Origin of the sequence: Thermoflexus sp. (genome assembly GCF_042408815.1) — a bacterium.
GTDB lineage: Bacteria > Chloroflexota > Anaerolineae > Thermoflexales > Thermoflexaceae > Thermoflexus.
Genome location: NZ_JBHOQR010000016.1, coordinates 1 through 18,560, shown reverse-complemented (window position 1 = coordinate 18,560; position 18,560 = coordinate 1). Strand labels below are relative to the sequence as shown.

16 protein-coding genes are annotated in these 18,560 nt (G+C 65.3%); 8 read left to right on the top strand and 8 right to left on the bottom strand.

The genetic code is table 11. From position 1 onward, the window contains the following. Positions 1-52 precede the first annotated feature (52 nt). On the top strand, positions 53-985 hold the full coding sequence (locus tag ACFMO3_RS05735) for a bifunctional riboflavin kinase/FAD synthetase (protein ID WP_376789477.1): 933 nt from the start codon (positions 53-55) through the stop codon (positions 983-985). A 142-nt stretch (positions 986-1,127) separates the two neighbouring features. Further along, on the top strand, positions 1,128-1,703 hold the full coding sequence (locus ACFMO3_RS05730; RefSeq protein ID WP_376789476.1) for a hypothetical protein: 576 nt from the start codon (positions 1,128-1,130) through the stop codon (positions 1,701-1,703). A 98-nt stretch (positions 1,704-1,801) separates the two neighbouring features. Here the strand turns inward: ACFMO3_RS05730 and ACFMO3_RS05725 are convergent, their stop codons facing one another. From ACFMO3_RS05725 to ACFMO3_RS05690, 8 genes are all read right to left on the bottom strand, one after another. Then, positions 1,802-4,006 (bottom strand): RelA/SpoT family protein, encoded by a 2,205-nt coding sequence (locus ACFMO3_RS05725; protein WP_376789475.1) that lies wholly within the window; start codon positions 4,004-4,006, stop codon positions 1,802-1,804. Between the two features lie 58 nt (positions 4,007-4,064). Then, on the bottom strand, positions 4,065-4,943 hold the full coding sequence (locus ACFMO3_RS05720) for an FAD binding domain-containing protein (protein WP_376789474.1): 879 nt from the start codon (positions 4,941-4,943) through the stop codon (positions 4,065-4,067). After that, positions 4,934-5,431 carry a PaaI family thioesterase gene (locus ACFMO3_RS05715; protein ID WP_376789473.1) on the bottom strand — a complete coding sequence of 166 codons (498 nt, stop codon included), beginning with the start codon at positions 5,429-5,431 and terminating at the stop codon, positions 4,934-4,936. The genes ACFMO3_RS05720 and ACFMO3_RS05715 overlap by 10 nt, the downstream gene beginning before the upstream one ends. Positions 5,432-5,468: 37 nt before the next feature. Next, positions 5,469-6,464 carry an LLM class flavin-dependent oxidoreductase gene (locus ACFMO3_RS05710; protein WP_376789472.1) on the bottom strand — a complete coding sequence of 332 codons (996 nt, stop codon included), beginning with the start codon at positions 6,462-6,464 and terminating at the stop codon, positions 5,469-5,471. Between the two features lie 586 nt (positions 6,465-7,050). Continuing rightward, entirely contained in the window at positions 7,051-7,926 is an 876-nt protein-coding gene (locus tag ACFMO3_RS05705) for a M28 family peptidase (protein ID WP_376789471.1), read from the bottom strand. A 47-nt stretch (positions 7,927-7,973) separates the two neighbouring features. Next, positions 7,974-9,185, bottom strand: coding sequence for a 2,3-bisphosphoglycerate-independent phosphoglycerate mutase (locus ACFMO3_RS05700; protein WP_376789470.1), 1,212 nt, complete (start codon positions 9,183-9,185; stop codon positions 7,974-7,976). Between the two features lie 73 nt (positions 9,186-9,258). Further along, on the bottom strand, positions 9,259-9,657 hold the full coding sequence (locus ACFMO3_RS05695) for a hypothetical protein (RefSeq protein ID WP_376789469.1): 399 nt from the start codon (positions 9,655-9,657) through the stop codon (positions 9,259-9,261). Between the two features lie 186 nt (positions 9,658-9,843). After that, positions 9,844-10,641 carry a hypothetical protein gene (locus ACFMO3_RS05690; RefSeq protein WP_376789468.1) on the bottom strand — a complete coding sequence of 266 codons (798 nt, stop codon included), beginning with the start codon at positions 10,639-10,641 and terminating at the stop codon, positions 9,844-9,846. 297 nt (positions 10,642-10,938) lie between these two features. Between ACFMO3_RS05690 and ACFMO3_RS05685 the strand changes: the two genes are divergently transcribed. The 6 genes from ACFMO3_RS05685 to ACFMO3_RS05660 all read left to right on the top strand — a co-directional run bounded on the left by ACFMO3_RS05685 (position 10,939) and on the right by ACFMO3_RS05660 (position 18,338). Then, positions 10,939-13,143, top strand: coding sequence for an ArnT family glycosyltransferase (locus ACFMO3_RS05685; protein WP_376789467.1), 2,205 nt, complete (start codon positions 10,939-10,941; stop codon positions 13,141-13,143). Between the two features lie 86 nt (positions 13,144-13,229). Next, positions 13,230-13,700: a zinc ribbon domain-containing protein gene (locus ACFMO3_RS05680; RefSeq protein ID WP_376789466.1), complete on the top strand. Its 471-nt coding sequence runs from the start codon at positions 13,230-13,232 to the stop codon at positions 13,698-13,700. A gap of 142 nt (positions 13,701-13,842) precedes the next feature. Then, positions 13,843-14,832, top strand: coding sequence for an agmatinase (gene speB, locus ACFMO3_RS05675; RefSeq protein ID WP_376789465.1), 990 nt, complete (start codon positions 13,843-13,845; stop codon positions 14,830-14,832). Positions 14,833-14,880: 48 nt separating this feature from the next. Further along, positions 14,881-15,966, top strand: coding sequence for an ABC transporter ATP-binding protein (locus ACFMO3_RS05670; RefSeq protein ID WP_376789464.1), 1,086 nt, complete (start codon positions 14,881-14,883; stop codon positions 15,964-15,966). Positions 15,967-15,984: 18 nt separating this feature from the next. Then, positions 15,985-17,133, top strand: a complete 1,149-nt coding sequence (locus ACFMO3_RS05665) for an ABC transporter permease (protein WP_376789524.1) — start codon at positions 15,985-15,987, stop codon at positions 17,131-17,133. Further along, positions 17,130-18,338 carry an ABC transporter permease gene (locus ACFMO3_RS05660; RefSeq protein ID WP_376789463.1) on the top strand — a complete coding sequence of 403 codons (1,209 nt, stop codon included), beginning with the start codon at positions 17,130-17,132 and terminating at the stop codon, positions 18,336-18,338. Before ACFMO3_RS05665 ends, ACFMO3_RS05660 begins: the two co-directional genes overlap by 4 nt. Positions 18,339-18,560 lie beyond the last annotated feature (222 nt).

Genomic DNA, 18,560 nt, shown 5'->3' with positions numbered 1-18,560 from the left:
GCCGGCCAACCCGGGCAATGGCTATCTCTCTGCAGATCCAGGGGGCATCCGGATGAAGTTCGCTCAGCGTTTCGAGGAGGTTGAGCCCTTTCCATCGGTAGTGACCGTTGGGGCCTTTGACGGGGTGCACCTGGGCCACCAGGCCCTGATTGGACAGGTGGTGGCGATGGCGGGCGCGCACGGCTGGCGTTCGGTGGTGGTCACGTTCTTTCCCCATCCCGTGGTGGTTTTACGCGGAGAGCCTCCTTTTTACCTGACCTCGCCGGAGGAGAAGCGGGCGCGCATCGCCCGCCTGGGGGTGGATGTGCTGATCCAGCTTCCCTTTACGCTGGAGACCGCCCGCACCCGGGCGGCGGATTTCGTGGAACGCCTTGTCCAGATCGGCATGCGGGCGCTATGGGCGGGGCCGGATTTCGCGTTGGGATACCGCCGGGAGGGCACTCTGCCCGTGCTGGAGGAGCTGGGACGCCGTTATGGCTATACCCTGCATATCGCGATGGAATTCCAACTGGGTGGGCGCCCGGTGCGGAGCAGCCGCATCCGGGAGGCGCTGCGGCGAGGGGATGTGCGCACCGCGGCCGAATGCCTGGGGCGGCCCTTCTCAGTGAGCGGCGCGGTGATCGCCGGCGCGGGCCGCGGGCAGCGTCTGGGGTTCCCGACGGCCAATCTCGCCATCTGGCCGGAACATGCGCTCCCTGCGGATGGGGTTTACGCCTGCTGGGCGGAACGGCCGGATGGCAGCTGCCATATGGCCGTTGTGAACATCGGGGTGCGGCCGACCTTCGATCAGAGCAGCGAGCGGGTGGTGGAAGCACACCTGCTGGACTGGACCGGCGACCTGTATGGACAGACGCTGACGCTGCATTTCGTCGAAAGGCTTCGAGAGGAGCGCCGGTTTCTCTCCATCGCCGAGCTGGTTGCCCAGATCCACGGCGACATCGCCCGGGCCCGCGAGATCCTGGGCGCTGCCCCGCTTCCGGTTTAGGAGGCAACGCGATGAGGCGGCCTCCTGCTCCGGTTTCCAAAGGCCCGCAGGCCACCTTGTGGATCCCGCTTTGTCTGCGGCGAAACATGACCGGGCTGCAAACTGCGATCCCCGCGAAAACCACTCACTCCGGGAGGTCAGGATGAACACGCTGAACCGTGTGATCGTGGTGCTGATGCTCCTGATGGCCATTCCCCTGTGCAGCGTGGTGTTGATCACTCCGGTGGAGCTCGCCCAGCTCATCCAATCCACTGCGCGCACGGTGATCGAAACCCTCAGCCAGATCCGCCCGGAGATCCGCTACGGCATGGGGATTCTCCTGGCGCTGGTGCTGGACGCCCTGTTGATCCTGTGGTTGCTTTTCGAAGTGCGGCCCCCGCGCCGGATCATCCGGGTGCCCACGGTGAGCGGCGCGATCGTAGCGGTGGCTGTGGATTCCATCCGGGAGCGCTTAAAGTATCACCTGGACCAGCTGGCGGATGTGATCGAGGTGTATCCCCGGGTGATTCCTCATCGGGAGGGGCTACGGGTGGAACTGGACGTGCTGACCACTCCAGAAGTGGAGATCCCCAGCAAAGCCCAGGAGATCCTGCAGATGACCCGGATGGTGGTAGAAGACAAGATGGGCCTTCGCCTCTACGGCCAGCCCGTGGTCCGCATCCGCCACGCGCCATATCCGAAGGGGGGCGAGGCCCCTCCTTCACCGAGGGCGCATTAGATCAGGCGTCGGGTCCTCAGACGGGAAAGGAGGAATCCCCGGCGGGATCCCCAATGGGGCCCGTCGAATCGGAGAGGCAAGGCGGGGGTACATCTGCATCACCGACGGCGGTGGGCCTCGCGGACGTTGGGGATTTGTTCGATCCGCGTCAGGGCCCGATGGAGTTGGGCCGCGGAGCGGACCTCTAGGGTGGCCTGGAAGACCGCGAAGCCGTTGCGGGTATCCACGCTGATACGGGCGATGTTGATCTGTTCGTCCTTCAGGACCCCGCTGATCTCATGGAGCAGGCCCACGCGATCGATGGCGATGATTTCCACCTCCACCGGATAGCCTTTCTCTCCGGCTGGGAACTGGACCTCGATCAGGCGCTCCGGCGTGCGCACGTTCAGGATGTTGGGGCAGCTCCGGCGGTGGATGGTAATCCCCCGATTGCGGGTGATGTAGCCGATCACCTCATCTCCGGGCACCGGATTGCAGCAACGGGCCAGCTGCATCAGGAGGCCCTGGGGGTTGTTCTCCACCAGCACCGGCCGTGAGGCATCGTAGCGTTCGGGGGAGGCTGGGGGCTCGAGGGCGGCCTTCTGTTCCTCCCGGCGCCGCTCTTCCTCCATCCGGATCAGGCGGGGGGCCAGCTGTTCTGGGGAGACATCGCCCCAGCCGATGGCCGCCAGCAGGTCTTCGGGCTCCTTGTAGCCGAACTCCACGTAAAGCCGGCGCGTCGCCTCATCCACCGAGAAGGGGACGCCCAGGCGCCGGATCTCCTGGGCCAGGATCTCCCGTCCGTGCACGATGTTCTCCGCCCGGCCCTGCTGTTTGAACCACTGGCGGATCTTCTGACGGGCGCGGGAGGTCTTCACATACCCTTTGGCCGGATCCAGCCAATCCCGGCTGGGGCCGCCCTGCTTTGCCGGGATGATCTCCACCTGATCGCCCATCTGGAGGACGTAATTAAGGGGGACCCATTTCCCGTTCACCCGGGCGCCGCGGCAACGATGCCCCAGCTCGGTGTGAATATGGTAGGCGAAGTCGATGGGCGTGCTCCCCCGGGGCAGGTCGATGACGTCCCCCTTCGGGGTGAACACGTAAATTCGATCCTCGAAGACATCCGTCTTGAGGGACTCCACGAATTCCTTCGCGGAGGTCACCTCATTGCGCCACTCCATTAGGGAGCGCAGCCAGGCCACCTTCTTCTCGTAGGCCAGGTCGCGCTTCGAAACCTGTTCTTTGTAGATCCAGTGGGCGGCGATGCCGTATTCCGCCTCCCAGTGCATTTCCCAGGTGCGGATCTGCACCTCCAGCGTCTTGCCGTCTTCCAGCATCACTGCCGTGTGCAGGCTGCGATAGGAGTTGTCTTTGGGGTTCGCGATGTAATCGTCGAACTCTTTGGGGATGGGGCGCCACATGGAGTGAATGATGCCCAGGACCTGATAGCACTCGGGGATGGTGTTCACGATGATGCGCACGGCCCGCACATCGTAGACCTGGTCGAAGGAAACGCCCTTGCGGACCATCTTGCGGTAGATGCTGTAGATGTGCTTGGCCCGCCCAGTGACCTCGGCGTGAATGCCCTCCTCCGCGAGACGGGCCTTGATCCGCTCCACGATCTGCTGGATGTGGCGCTCCCGTTCCGCCCGGCGCTCGTCGATGGCTCGGGCGATCTCCCGGTACTTCTCCGGCTCCAAATAGCGGAAGGCCAGGTCCTCCAGCTCCCATTTCAGCTGCCAGATCCCCAGGCGATTGGCCAGGGGGGCGTAGATCTCCAGAGTCTCCCGGGCGATGCGTTTCTGCTTCTCCGGGGGAAGCGCCCCCAGGGTGCGCATGTTGTGCAGGCGGTCAGCCAGCTTGATCAGCACGACGCGGGGATCCTCGACCATGGCGAAGAAGATCTTGCGGATGTTCTCTGCGCTCTGCTCATCCCGCGCCGTGCGTCGGGCCTCCCCGTCCTCCGGCTGGGTCCGCAGCCGGTCAATGTATTTCAGCTTGGTGACCCCGTCCACCAGGCGGGCGATCTCCTCCCCAAACTCGCGCCGGATGTCCTCCAGTGTGATCCCGGTATCTTCCACCACGTCATGAAGCAGGCCGGCGGCGATCACCGGAGGATCCATGCGGAGCTCGGCCAGGATACCGGCCACGGCCAGACAATGGTAGAGATAAGGCTCCCCCGAGGCACGGGTCTGCGCACAGTGAGCCCGCTCCGCCAGCGCGTAAGCGCGCTCGATCAGCGCGCGGTCCGAGGGGCTAAGGGGATCGCGGATCTGTTCCAGCAGGAACTCCAGGGTGGTCGGGCTCTGCACCCCCACCATGCCGTTGCCGCCTTTCCATCCCTTTCCTTGAAATTTTATCACTCCTGAGGCAGGGGAGCTATCCGTGGAGGTCCTGTGGCCATCCGGCCCGGGCGGCGGCCTCCGTCAAGGCCCGACGGAGCAGCACAGCGACCATCTCCCGCCGGTATTCGGAAGAGCCCCGGAAGTCTCCCGGCGGGCTCACCCGGTTTCGGGCCTCTTCCGCGGCCATGGCGAAACGCTCCGGATCCGGCGGATGCCCTTCCAGCATCCGTTCGGCCTCGATGAGCCGCACCGGCCGCGGCGCAACTCCGCCAGCTGCGATCCGTACCCCATAGCAAGCCCTGTCCACCCCTCGGAACAGCCGGACCGCCACGCCAACGATGGGGGCGTCGGCGGGCGTGCGGGCGACCTTGTGGAAGGCCGCTCCCATAGGAGCCGCGGAGAGCGTGAGGCGGACCTCCATGAGGAGCATCCCCTGGCGTTGCAGGGCTTCCCGATAGTCATAGAACGCCTCCATGCGGATCGTCCGCGGCCTTTCAGGCTCCGTGAGCACCATAAGCTCGGCATCCAGGGCCAGCAGGACTGTCGTGAGAGGCTGTTCAGAGGAGGCGCCGACCACCGCCCCGCCCACCGTGCGCTGGTTCCGGAGGGGAAGGGGCGCGGTCTCCCGGGCGGCGACGGCGAGGATGCCCCCTCCATATGCGGCGCTCTCCGGGGCTTCCACCAGCGCCTGCAGCGGCGTGGTCGCTCCGATCCGAAGGATGTTCCCTTCTAGCCGGATGAAATTCAACCCCAGGTCCTGGAGGTCCACCACAGCCTCTACCTCGCGCGCCCCTTCGGCCAGGAGCTGAGTTCCTCCGCCGATGGGCACGGTTCGAATATCCGGACGCCGGAGAAGGGCGAGGGCCTCGGCTAACGTTTTCGGACGGTGATACTCTCGCAGGTTCAACGGCATGGTCCGGTGCCTCCTTCGGGATGCGTGGGAAGGGAGGGCCTTCCGCACTCTTCCTCCGGATATACCCGCCAGAACGGTCGTTCCGCATCGAAGGTGGACCAGATCTCGGGGGGGACGTTCACCAGGATGGCTTCCGCCTCCGCGCAGAGCATTCCATCCGGCCGGCGGAGCTCCGCGCGCGCCCGGGCCAGGCGCGTTCCGGCCCGGATCGGATGGGCGATCAAAAAGAGCCTTTGCCCGATGGGGACCGGATGATGATACCGGATGGTCAGCTGGGCGGTGACCATGAAGCGCTCCGGGGCTCCGATCATCAATGCGCGCCCAGCCGCCTCATCCAGCAGAGCGGCGACGATCCCCCCGTGGGCCACACCGGGATATCCCTGATACTCCTCGGGGATCATTACCTCTGCGCGGACCGTATCTACCCCGTCCTCGTAGAAGCGCACCCTCAGGCCGGCTGGGTTCTGCAGGCCGCAGACGAAACACATCCGGGAGTTCGGCTGGGGCGTTCCCTTCATGGCGGTCTTATGCCTGGGCGAAGATATCGATCATCAACCGGACATCCCCCAGGGGGTAAAGGACCGGGCAAGTGCACCCAGCGGCGCGGTATTCCTCCACCTTGCGGCGGACCTCCTCGGGCGACCCGCTGGCGGTGATGAGCTGCACGATGTCGTCGGGCACTCGCTCCATGGCCCGCTCGATCTGCTCGGGGGTCGCCGGCCAGGTGAGGATGCGCCCGATCTCATCCAGCAGCTCCTGGGGCACGCCGCTGGCCTTCATAATATGCGGCTGCTGACCCAGATACTGGGTTACCAGCTTGCGGGCGCTATCCAGGGCCTTCCTGCGGTCACGGTCGACCGAGCACACCACCAGCTGCGGGCGGTCGATATCCTCAAGGCGGCGGCCAGCCCGCCGCGCGCCGATCTCCAGGTGGTGGAGGGCCCTCTCATTATACTTCGGCGAGACCAGGTAGTTCAGCAGCACGCCATCGGCGATCTCGCCGGCTAGCTCCATCATCTGCATGCCGGTGGCCCCGATGTAGATGGGGACGTTGCGGGGCTCCCGGCGCCCATACACCACGTCCAGCTCCACATCGGTGAGGTGCACGAACTGACCGTGAAAGGTCACACGCTTCATGGCCAGGAGGTCGCGCACCACGGTGACCACCTCGCGCATGGCTTGGAGGGGCTTCTCCCGTTTGATGCCCACCTTGGAGGCCAGGGGATCCCACCAGGCGCCAATGCCGAGGATAATGCGGTTGGGGGCGAGGTCGTCCAGGGTGAGGAACGTGGCGGCGATCAGAGCCGGGTTGCGGGTCCAGTTGTTGATCACGCCGGAGGCCACTTTGATCCGTTCGGTCACAGCGGCGTAGGCGGCCATGGGGACGATGGCGTCGCGGACGAGCCGGGATTCCGCCTGCCAGACGGCCTCGAAGCCGCGCTGTTCGGCGTATTGCACGTAGCGCATGGCCTCCCGCAGATCGTGGGCGTCCTGGAGGTAAAGGGCGACGCGCTCCGGCATGGGGGCCTCCGTATGGGATGTTTTCCCCCATTTTAACCGGAAGGCCGGACACCTGCCGGGATGGGCGTCGCTCCTCGCATGCGTTTCGGGGCCTCAACGTAAGGTCCTCCGGGCCAAGAGCCCCCAGGCGATCCACCAGGCGACGGAGGTAGCGGCTGGCGCCAGTGGGGGAGAGGCCCCAGCGGGCGGCCAGGGCCTTATGGGGAAGCCCGGCGGCCAGATCCTGCCAGCGACGCCAGTTCCGGGGAGAGCGGCGGCGCAGCCACCAGCCCGGGGTGCGGTCGAAAGCAAGGGACTGCTCAATCCGATCCAGTAGCCAGGCCATTTCCCCTCGGGCCAGGTGGGAGAGGATTTCCTCCCACTCCTCCAGGGGTTGGGTGAGGTCCAGGAGCGCGTTCAGGTCGATTTCCCTGGCGATTTGATTTAGGCTTTCAGGTGCCTGCGGTCACGGGGGATGGGCGCAGGAGGGGAGAGTAGAGCGGGGGAACGATACTCGCCGAAGGTCGAGGGCCGCCCGGCCTCCATCCCGGCGGGCGTTCCGATCTCCGGAGGGCCGGCCGCCCGGGGTCTGGCGCGGGTTCCCCGCTTAGGGCTCGAGGAAGCGCTCGATCACCCGGCCGACCGCCTCCAGAGTGGCTGGGGAGATGCGGTCTAGGGTGTCGGCGGTGGTGTGCCACATTGGGTAATCAAAATCGACGATGTCGACGGCGGGGATGCCCCGCTGGAGGAAGGGAAGATGGTCGTCGATCAGTGCCCAGCGGGGCTCGGGGATGAACCATGCCCCGTATCTTAGCTCCGCCGCGATCCGCCAGAGCTGCTCCCGCAGCGCGGGATCCGAGTTCCGCTCGTAGTAGAACTGGGGATCGGCGTCCCCCACCATATCCACCAGGATCATCGCCGTGGGTGTTACCGCCATGGTGGCGGCGAAGTGGGTAGAGCCGAGGATCCACGGCGTTCCATCCAGCTCTCCCTGATCCTCTGCGTCGAAGAAGACCAGCCAGACCTCGTGGCGCAGGCGCGGGCGATCCAGGACGCGGGCCAGCTCCAGGAGCACGGCGACCCCGCTGGCTCCATCGTTGGCCCCGGGGACTGGATCCTGAGGCCGCTCGGGATCCCGATCCGCCCGGCGCCGGGTGTCGTAATGCGCCCCCACCAGGATCCCCGGCCCTCGCCCGGCCCGGGCGATCAGGTTGCGGCCGGAGATCCCGGGGGCGGTAAAGGGCTGGACTTCAAAGGTCCAGCCCGCCTGGGTCACGTGGTCCCGGATGTAGCGCTGGACGGCCTCCCATCCCGGGCTGCCGGGGTAGCGCGGGCCCATGGCCAGCTGGGCCTGCACATGGCGGAAGGCTTCCCGGCCATCGAACCGTCGCTCCGCCATGGGCGGGAGCGACCGACAGGCGACAAGCAGGATCGGGAGGAGCAGGCGGATCGGACGGGAGGAGAGCGGGGCGCCGGTGCGCATTGGGGATCCTCCTCCATAGGTTGGGAACTGCTCGATCCGGGGGAGCTTTACGCGCCCAGGCGGCTCAGGCGCCCCGCGTGGGCCAGGATCAACGGCATCAGATCCGTGGCCATGCAGATCCCCAGCCCGCCGGTCCGGCATGCCCGCTCCCCGAAGCCTGGAGCGCCGTCGGGCCGAGCGGTTCGCGGTGCCCACAGGAGCACCGGCACCGGGTGCCAGGTATGGGTGCGCAGGGCGGCGGGCGTGGAATGATCCCCCGTGATCACCAGGACGTCCGGCGCGCGCTCCAGCAGGATGGGAAGCGCGGCGTCCACGGCCTCGATGACCCAGACCTTGGCGGCGAAGTCGCCATCTTCCCCTCGGCTGTCGGTGGGCTTGATGTGGATAAAGAAGAAGTCGAAGCGGTCCCAGTGGGCGACGGCCTCCTGGAAGAGAGCCTCCGGGCTGTCCCCGTGGGCCTCCAGGACTTCCATCCCCACGAGGCGGGCGACCCCTCGATACATCGGATAGGCAGCGATGGCGGCGGCCCGGAGCTTATATACATCGGGGAAAGCGGGAAGGCGCGGCGGACGGTCGAATCCGCGTAGGGTGACCATATTGGCGGGGTAAGCGTCGGCCAGCAGGGCCTGCGCCTGGGCGATCCACTGGTTGATCAGGGTTGCGGTGCGCTCCGCCTCGGGCTGTAGGGCTCGGACCGGGAAGGGCGGCACGCCCGTTTTCCCCGGATCGGTCTCGGTGAGCGCCGGGGAAAGCCCCTCGCCCCGCAGGACCAGGACGAAGCGATGCTCCTTGACGGGCTCGACGAAGACTTCCACGCCTTCGAGGCGGATGGACCGCAGGCGCTCCACCAGGCGGGCGTTGACCTCCGTAGGGATGCGTCCGGCCCGCCGGTCGACGATCCGGCCCTCGGCGTCGACGGTGACGAAGTTGCCCCGGGCGGCGACGTCGTGGGGCTCCAGGGGGAAGCCGATCCCGAGGGCCTCCAGCACGCCCCGGCCCACGGGGTAGATCAGCGGATCATAGCCGAAGAGGGCGAGGTGGGCGTAGCCGCTGCCAGGGGCCAGCCCGGGTCGCACCGGGATGTGTAATCCCAGCGTGCCTTCCGCCGCCAGGCGGTCCATGTTCGGCGTGCGGGCGGCCTCCAGCTCTGTGGGCCCGCCCCGCTCGATGGGCATCCCGCCCAGCCCATCCATCACCAGCAGCACGATCTTTGTCGTGCCTTCCGTGGCGAGCTCCGCGATCAGGGAAAGGTCGGCCATCGAAATCCCTCCATCGGGATGATCGAGAGAGGATAGGTCCAGATGCGAAGGGAGGCAGGAGGATGAGCCCAGCTCATTCCTCCACCAGGGACTGCAGGCGCTCCCGGAGCTGCCGGGCGATCGGAAGGATCGTCTCCGGCGGGGCGCTGGCGGCCGTTAGCGCCTGGAGCTGCCGGAAATCAGCTGCCCCCTGTTGCACGTCCATCGGACGGGCGAGGGCCAGATGGCCAGCGGCTTTCTCAAAGGCCGACTGAGCCCGCTGCAATGCCCCCCGGGCCTCACCGGGAGCGGCTGGGTAGGTTTCCAGGAAGCGATCCAGCTGGCGGATCGCTTCCTGGAGCTCCCGGCGGGCCAGGACAGCCGTCTCCGCTTCGGTGCGGGGCCGCAACCCCCAGACCAGCCCGCCCAGCAGTCCGAACCCGGCCGCCAGACCGGCCAGGACCAGCGGCCATTGGGCACGGAGCCATGACATGACGAAACCTCCGGGCCGTATGGATCTTCGTGTCTCCATCTTAACGAGATCTCCAGTTTGCGTCCAGGGGATTCGAAGGGAGAGCGAGCGGAGATCCTTAGCGCTATGCACCAGGGGCTTGAAACCAGATGGGGGTCGGGAAAGGCTCTCCCGACCCCCGCCGGATCGTTCGGAGCCGTGCCGTTCTCAGAGGATCTTCGCCGGCTCCCGGAGCTCTCCACGGGGCCACAGGAGCCCCATTTCGGCCTGCTCGGCGGCCTCCTCGGCCTCCCGCGTCACCCGCAGCCCGTAGATATACGCCCACACCGGCCCCTCCAGGCCTGCGCGGCGCAGTGCCTCCCGAAATCCCTCTGAGCCTACCCGGCTGGCCCATGCCCACACGTGATCTGCAGAGAGCCGGAGCTTCACTTCCACCAGCACCCATCCCCGCTGGCCCTCCCGATCCTCCACCGGGGCCGCCAGATCGATCTCCCAGCCGTCCACGATGAGCGGAGCGGGGCGGGCCAGGGCTTTCATTCCCCGCTCCCGAAGGATCGTCAGGAGGACATCATGGGCCTCCTCTTCGGCGGTGGCGCCCATCGTCTCCGTGAGGCGGCCGACCTGAGCCGCCAATCCTTGGACCACCGTCTCGAGGCGATCCAGACGCTGCTCCGTGCGCCGCTGGGCCTCGGTGAGCTCGGCGAAGCGGCGCTCGGTCTCGGCGCGGTGCTCCAGGAACTCCTGGCGCAGGGTGGCCAGGGATTCCTCTGTGTGTTGCTGGACCTCCACGAGGGTGGTAACGGATTTCGTGAGGGCGCTCACGGTTTCCGTCAGGGCGTTCAGGGCCTTTTCCACCCGACCCAACCGGGTGGAAACACGCCGCAACGTCTGCGGCGACTGCATGAGCTCCTTCGTCAGCAGCCGTTGACGCAACGCCTCCAGCCACTGGGGATGCTTGTCCAGGAGGCGGATCAGATCATCCAGGTCCCGAACCGTGAACGCCATGGCGCTCTCCCCGCAGGCTCGCGCTCATTTTATCACGGAAGCATGGCAACAGCCAGCCCTCCACCCTTCCTGGAAATACGTTCCATGACACATGATAGAAAATTAAGAGAGCCTGGAGGGGGCCCATGGGGCTCATGGGCGGATCGGTAGGGGAGGCGCTTTCCTCGATCCGATCGCCTGAGAGACGGCCGGGCGAGAGGGCTTCCTTCGTATACGGCTCTCTCCTGTGATAAACAATGAAACGCGGGCGCCTCCGATCATGCCATACTTCCTGTACTTCAACGGAGGCCGGAAGCGATGCGGTCTGTTTACGGGCTGCTGATCTCTTTCCTGATCATCGGGGTTCTTTTCCAGATCGTGACGCCGCTGTTTGAGACGCCCGATGAGATTTGGCATGTCGGGATGGCGGCGCACCTGGCCCGGGGTGGCGGGTTGCCGGTGCAGCGGCCCGGCGAGGAGACACCCTGGCGGCAGGAGGGCAGCCAGCCCCCGCTCTATTACGCGATGCTGGCCGCCTTCGCCCGTCTTTTCCGCTGGCCCCTGGAGGACCTGGAGGCCGTGCGTGTGGAAAACCGCCATCCGTCCCCAGGGAACGCGGATTTGCCGGACAACAAAAACATGGCCTTGCATGGCTCCTGGGAGCGGTTCCCATGGCAAGGAGTGGTGGGCACGCTCCATCGCTGGCGTCTCATCTCTTTGCTCCTCGGGCTGATCACAGTGGGAGCCATCTACGCGGCGGTCCGGACGATGGCCCCAAGTCGCCCGCGTTGGGCTCTGGGAGCGGCTGCGCTGACGGCGTGGAATCCGATGTTCCCTTTCGTGATGAGCGCGATCAACAATGACACGCTGATCAACGCCCTGTCCGCGGTGACCCTATGGCAGCTGGCCCGCCTCTGGCGATACGGGATAAGGGGCACCCGCGCTCTCCTTCTCGGGCTCCTGCTGGGGCTGGCAGTGCTGAGTAAGCTGAGTGGCCTGGCCCTCTGGGCCTTCACCGCAGGGGTTCTCTGCGCTCTCGTCAGGAAAGGCCGGCTCCGTCTTCCTGAGCTGCTCCGATATGGAGGATTGATTTATGGGATGGCCATCGCCCTCTCCGGGTGGTGGTTCCTGCGCAACTGGGTGCTGTATGGGGATCCTACCGGCCTGAATGTCATGCTGGAAATCTTCGGTCGCCGCACGGTCTCTCCCGCGCAGCTGCTTGCTGAAACCCGGGGCTTCGTCTGGTCCTTCTGGGCGGTCTGGGGCTGGTTCAACATCCTGGCGGATCCGCCGGTCTATCTCTTCCTCGAAGCCTGGCTGTGGCTATCTGCCATCGGGGCGATGCTAGCGATGGGCCAGGCGTGGAGGAAGCCAGATCCCGATGGCCAGGCGCTCTGGGTCGGCGCCCTCGGCTACACCGGCCTGGTCTTCGCTGGGCTGGTGCGATGGACCTCCATGACCTCCGCCTCTCAGGGGCGGCTGATGTTCCCGGCCATCGGACCCATTGCCTGGATGCTCTGGGCGGGTTGGGAACATATCGTGGATCGCTGGCTTCCCCGAGGTCGGACCGTCGGGCGCTGGGCTCCGGCCGTGATTTGGATGGCGATCGCTTGGATCGCCCCAGTGCGCTACATCCTGCCCGTATATGCTGGCCCCATCCCGATCGCGGATCTCCCCCCAGAAGCCCGCCGAGTGGAGGTCACGTTTGATCGTCATCTACGTCTGCTCGGTTATCTCCCGGGGGTCGCGACGCCCGGCAGCTCCCTCACGCTCACCCTGTTCTGGGAGTGCCTGCGGCCCACCGAACAGCCCTGGAGCGTCTTCCTCCACCCGGTTCTCACTCTGCGGGTTCGCGACGTTCGGCAGGTTGATCGCCATCTGGGGAGGGGCTTATTCTCCACCACCGATTGTCGTCCGGGCTTCCGGTTCGCTGATCCTTACTGGGTCCCTATCGGCGTGCAAAACGAGGTCCCCACTGTGATCCGCCTCCATGTCGGTCTCTACGATGCGAAGACCGGTTGGGTGGCCCCGGCGGATGATGACCAGGGACGACCGGTGGAATACGTGATCCTCGAGGCTGGCAAACTGCGGGGCATGGAGCCGCTCTTCCCCACGAGGCGCCTGGATGTGCGGATTGGGCCAGCCCGGTTGATGGGAGTGGATCGCCCTGTGGAGGCCCGGGCGGGGGAGACGATTACGGTGACCCTTTACTGGGAGGTGGAGGCAGCCTCTGGAGAGGACTGGCATGTTTTTGTGCATCTGGGAGATCCCGATCGTCCGCCCCAGGCTCAGCATGATGGCCCTCCGGCTCTGGGGGAGTTGCCCTCCAGGTGGTGGGAGCCCGGCGATCGCTTCGCGGATCCGCATCCTATTCGGATCCCCATGGATTTGCCTCCCGGCCTCTACGGTCTGCGCGTCGGCCTCTACCGGCTAGATGGGGAGCGTGCCGAGGTCATCGAGTCGAACGGTGAGCGGCCGCCCCATCGGGCGGTGGAGCTGGGGGCCATTCGGGTGCTCCCATGATCCAGGCGGCGCGATGTGGAGGTCCGGGAATTCGGATATAATTTCTGGCAACCGGACGGCTCATCTTGAGAGAGGATCTAAAACGCATGGATCTTAATGATCTGATCCTACTGCCTGTGGCGTTCCTGGGCGCGACCATCGCAGCCTTCTGGCTGAGTATGGTGATCTGGACCTTCCGGGATATTCGATCACGGACCCGGGATCTGCCCACCCAGTTCCTAGCGACGTTGCTGGTAGCCGTGCTGAACATCCCGGGGTTGCTGATTTATCTGATCCTGCGTCCGCGGGAGACCCTGGCGGAGGCGTATGAACGGGCGTTGGAAGAGGAGCTGATCCTGCAGAGCCTGGAGGAGATCGAGCAATGCCCGGGTTGTGGCCGGCGGGTGAAGGCGGAGTTCATTGTCTGCCCGTATTGCCACACTCGTTTGAAGCAATCCTGTCCGCGCTGCGAGAGGCCCTTGCGCCTGGAGTGGAGCCTGTGCCCATATTGTGGTGTCCCCTTGGGCGCCCCTGTTCCGTCTTCCACCGTGCCGGCTTCTACGCGAGAACATTCGTAAGATCCAGACTCGGGGTGATGGAATCCGAATCCGGGAGCTGGGATGGTTCGGTATTCTCGCGGTCCTGAGGGCGATGGAGAGCAGACGTCTGCCTCCTGGATCGGAGCCCGGCTGTCGGCATATCCCGGTTATGGAGGGTGGAATGGACCGCTATCGGCCGCCGGATGCCCTGGAGTTTCCCCGCTTCGCGGGCATCCGCACCTTCATGCGATTGCCCCATGTCCAGACCACGGAAGGCGTGGATGTGGCGATCGTCGGGCTCCCCTTCGATACGGGAGCCACGTTCCGGGTGGGGGCCCGCTTCGGCCCTGAAGCGATCCGCAGCGCCTCCGTTCTGCTTCGCCCCTATCATCCCGTTCTCCGCGTCCATCTCTTCGAGCGTCTTTCCATCGTGGATTATGGGGATGCACCGGTTGCCCCAGGTTTCATTGAGGACTCCCTTCGGCGGATCGCCGACTTTCTGTCCCAGTTGACGCTGGCGGGCGTGATCCCTATCGGCCTGGGGGGAGATCACTCGGTGCTCCTGGGGGAATTGCGGGCGGTGGCGGCCGCCTATGGGCCGGTCGCCCTCGTTCAGTTCGATAGCCATCCCGACACATGGGATGCCTATTTCGGGCATCGTTATACCCATGGCACGGTGGTCCGACGAGCGATCGAGGAGGGATTGATCCTCCCGGAGCGTTCCATCCAGGTTGGGCTGCGGGGGCCAGTGTATGGTCCAGAGGATTGGGAGGCCGCGCGGCGCCTGGGGCTGGAGGTCATGTCTGCGGCCGAGGTGCGGGCGATCGGTCTGGAGAGCGCCACCCGTCGGATCCTCCAGCGGGTTGGCGATCATCCGGCCTTCCTCTCGTTCGATATCGATTTCTTCGACCCGGCCTATGCGCCTGGAACGGGCACGCCGGAGGTGGGGGGGTTTACATCGTGGGAAGGGCTTTCCATGCTCCGGGAGCTGGTGGGCCTTCCCCTGGTGGGTATGGATGTGGTGGAGGTGCTGCCCGCTTACGATCCCGGCGGGATCACCGCGTTGCTGGCCGCCAACGTGGTTTACGAAGGGCTGGCCCTTCTGGCCGCTCGCCGGCGGGAGGGCCTGCCGCACGTGGCGACTCTGGGGGCCCGGCCGGAAGGGCTCTGATGGGTGCCCTTACGAAGCTCGCGCCATTCTGTCCTGGAGGGACAGGGGATGGTGTATGCGGTGGAGCTGCGAGAGGTCAGTAAGCATTTCGGCGAGGTGGAGGCTGTGCATCAGGTCAGCCTTCAGATTCAGGATGGGGAGTTTTTCTCCCTGCTGGGTCCTTCGGGCTGCGGGAAGACCACCACGCTTCGGATGATCGCGGGCTTCGAGCGCCCTACGAAGGGGGAGATCTACATCAAGGGCGAGCCGATGAGCGATGTGCCTCCCTTCCATCGGCCGGTGAACACGGTGTTCCAACACTACGCTCTTTTCCCCCATATGACGGTCTTCGAGAACGTGGCCTTCGGCCTCGAGATGAAGCGCCTTCCCCGGGATGAGATCCGCCGGCGGGTGGAAGAGGCCCTGCGTCTGGTGCGCCTCACCGGGTTGGAGAACCGCTATCCCCGCCAGCTCTCCGGTGGCCAGCAGCAGCGGGTGGCCCTGGCCCGCGCCCTGGTCAACCGTCCGGCCGTGCTGTTGCTCGACGAGCCCCTGGGTGCTCTGGACCTGAAGCTTCGCAAGGAGATGCAGCTGGAATTGAAGGCGCTTCAGCATCAGGTGGGCATCACCTTTATCTATGTCACGCATGATCAAGAAGAAGCGATGACCATGTCCGATCGCATCGCGGTGATGAACCAGGGGCGCGTCCTTCAGGTCGGAACCCCCGTGGAGATTTACGAGCATCCGGCCACTCGCTTCGTGGCGGACTTCATCGGTGAGACGAACTTCCTGGAGGGGCAGGTGGTGGATCTGGAGCAGGGGATGGCTCGGGTGGAGGTCGAAGGATTCCCGATCTTCGCCGCACTGTCGGAGGGGATCCATCGAGGTCAAAGGGTCACCGTGGCCATCCGGCCGGAGCGGATCCGTCTATGCGCGGAGGAGCCCGGGGATACCCCGAATCGCTATCCGGGGGTGATCGAGGAGGTCATTTACATTGGAACGGACACGCTCTTTCGGGTTCGGGTGGGCGAGCGGATCGGGCTGCGGGTGCGCATGCAGAATCAGGATGGCAGCGCTTCCATCCATCGCTATCGTCCCGGAACGGCCATCTGGGCGGCGTGGATGCCGGAAAGCGCGCGTGTCCTCACCGAATAGGAGGGATCGGTGTTTGGGATGGGCCTCATCAGCCGGAAGGGACGTTCTCTGGAAGCATTCGGGGTCCTGGTGCTCAGCAGCCTTCTGGCCCTTCTGATGGCCGGGAGAACCGCTGAACCGCCCTGGCGGATCCTCTTGGGCGGGATCGGGCTCCTGGATGCAGTCCTCGCCGCCGCGTGGATCCTCGGGCTTCCGGTGATCCCCACCATGGTCCTGGTCCGGGCGGCCCTTGGATTTGTCCTGGGCCTGGGGCTGATGTTCGCCATGGGCCTGGCCATTGGCCTGGGCCTTTGCCTCACGGCGATGGCGCTGGGGATCGCGGCCATCCCCCGGGCCCGGCTCCCTATGCTGCTGATCCTCCCGGGCGCTTTTTATCTGCTGACTTTTTTTGCCTTCGCGGTGGGCATCATCGCGGTGATCAGCTTCCTGAAGCGGGGGCCTTATGGAGGGATCCGGTGGGTGTTCGTTCTGGAGAACTATCAGCGCGCTCTGGATCCCCTGTATATCCAGGTCATTCTGATCTCTCTGTGGATGGCGTTGGTGACCACGGTGCTGTGCCTTCTCATCGGCTATCCAGTCGCCTATGCGATGGCACGCGCCCCGGCGCGATGGCGCAACGCGCTTCTGATCCTCACGATGATCCCCTTCTGGACCAATTTCCTGGTTCGCACCCTGGCGCTGATGTTTGTGCTGCGCTCAGACGGCCCGATCAACGGCCTTCTGATGGCCCTTGGTCTGGTTCAGGAGCCCCTCTCGCTGCTCTTCACCCAGAACGCGGTCATCCTGGGCCTGGTGTATGGCGAGCTGCCCTTTATGATCCTTCCGCTTTATGCGACGCTGGAGCGTTTCGATTTCTCTCTGGTGGAAGCGGCCCATGATCTGGGGGCGAACGAATGGCACGCCTTCCGGCGGGTGATCTGGCCCCTCACGCTACCGGGCGTTCTCGCGGGATCGACACTGGTGTTCATCCCCTCGGTGGGCGCCTTCATCACCCCCGACCTGCTGGGCGGGGCGAAGACGATCATGATCGGCAACGTCATCCAGTATCAATTCCTCACTGTCCGCCACTGGCCCTTCGGCTCTGCCCTCTCGTTGATCCTGATGGCGATGGTGCTGGCTGCCACCATGATCTATCTCCGGGTTGGCGGAGGAGAGCGCGCGCTATGAGCGTCCCGGTTGTCACCCGATCTGAGCAGGCCGCGATTCGTGCCCTGCCCCCTCTGGTGCTGTATGGGGTGGAAGGGCTGGAGTGGACGGTTGGCGGGCTGATCGCCTTGCATCTGGGGGGCGCCCTGGCGACGGCGATCCCATGGTTAACCGGCTTGGGCGTCCTGGGGGATCTGCTGGAGCTCGCTCGTCGGTGGACGGGCCCGGAGGGGCCGGGCTGGCCCCGGCTGGTCAGCGGCTTGCTGGCGTGTTACGGAGCGCTGCTCATCGCCGGTTGGCTCTGGCGTCGCCCGGGGCGGGCGGGAAGGATCCTGCGACATCTCCTGACTTGGGGCTCGCTGACCCTGATTTTCCTGGGGCTGGTTCTCCTGGATATCCATCGGGAGCATGGGTTGCGCCGCTTCCTGCGGGTAGAACCCTGGCCCGTTCCCGCCTTCCGTTTCGCTGCGGAATGGCGTGCCGGGATGATCGGCTTGACCTTCCTCTTTCTTTATGTTCCGATTTTCATTTTGATCGCCTTCTCTTTCAATGCCTCGCCCATCGCAACCGTGTGGAACGGGTTCTCCACGGCGTGGTATCAGCGGGTTTTACAGGACGATCTGGTCCTGGATGCGGCGAAGCGGAGCCTGTTCATCGCCTTCCTGGCTGCGGCGATCTCCACCGTCCTGGGGACCATGCTGGCTCTGGGGCTGGATCGCTACCGGTTCTTCGGGCGGGTGGTCCTTGAGGGCCTGCTCTATCTCCCCATCATTATCCCAGAGATCGTGATGGGGGTGGGGCTGTTGCTGTTTTTTGTCCTGACGCGGACGCCCCTGAGCGTGTGGACGATCCTGCTCGCTCACGTGGCTTTCTGTGTGCCTTTCGTTTACGTCATCGTCCGCGCCCGGCTGGCGACCTATGACCGCACTCTGGAGGAGGCCGCTCAGGATCTGGGGGCCAACGAGTGGGAAACCTTCCGGCGGATCACGCTTCCGCTGCTGATGCCGGGGATCCTAGGCGGCGCTCTGATGGCCTTCACCCTTTCCATTGACGATTTCGTGATCACGTTCTTCGTCACCGGCCCACGATCCACCACGCTTCCTGTGCTGCTGTATTCTAAGGTCCGGCTGGGGATCACGCCGGAGCTCAATGCCGTTTCCTCTTTGCTTTTCGGGGCCTCGATGACTCTGGTGCTGCTTTCCCTGATCACCCAGCGTCGTCGCTGACATCCGTCAGGGCGCACGCTGTTGGGCTCCATATCCTGAGCCCGGCGATCTCGTCTTACCGTTCAGTGGATCCGCCCCGGGTTCGGATGGGTGAAGCGATGGCCACTGGATCGCGTTCCACAAAGGAGTTTCGAAAACGGGCCCGATCACCGATGGCGTATCCTCGCTCAACCGGCAGGGTTCGAGGGCCCTCGAGGTTGCCTTTGCGAACGCTCATCCTGT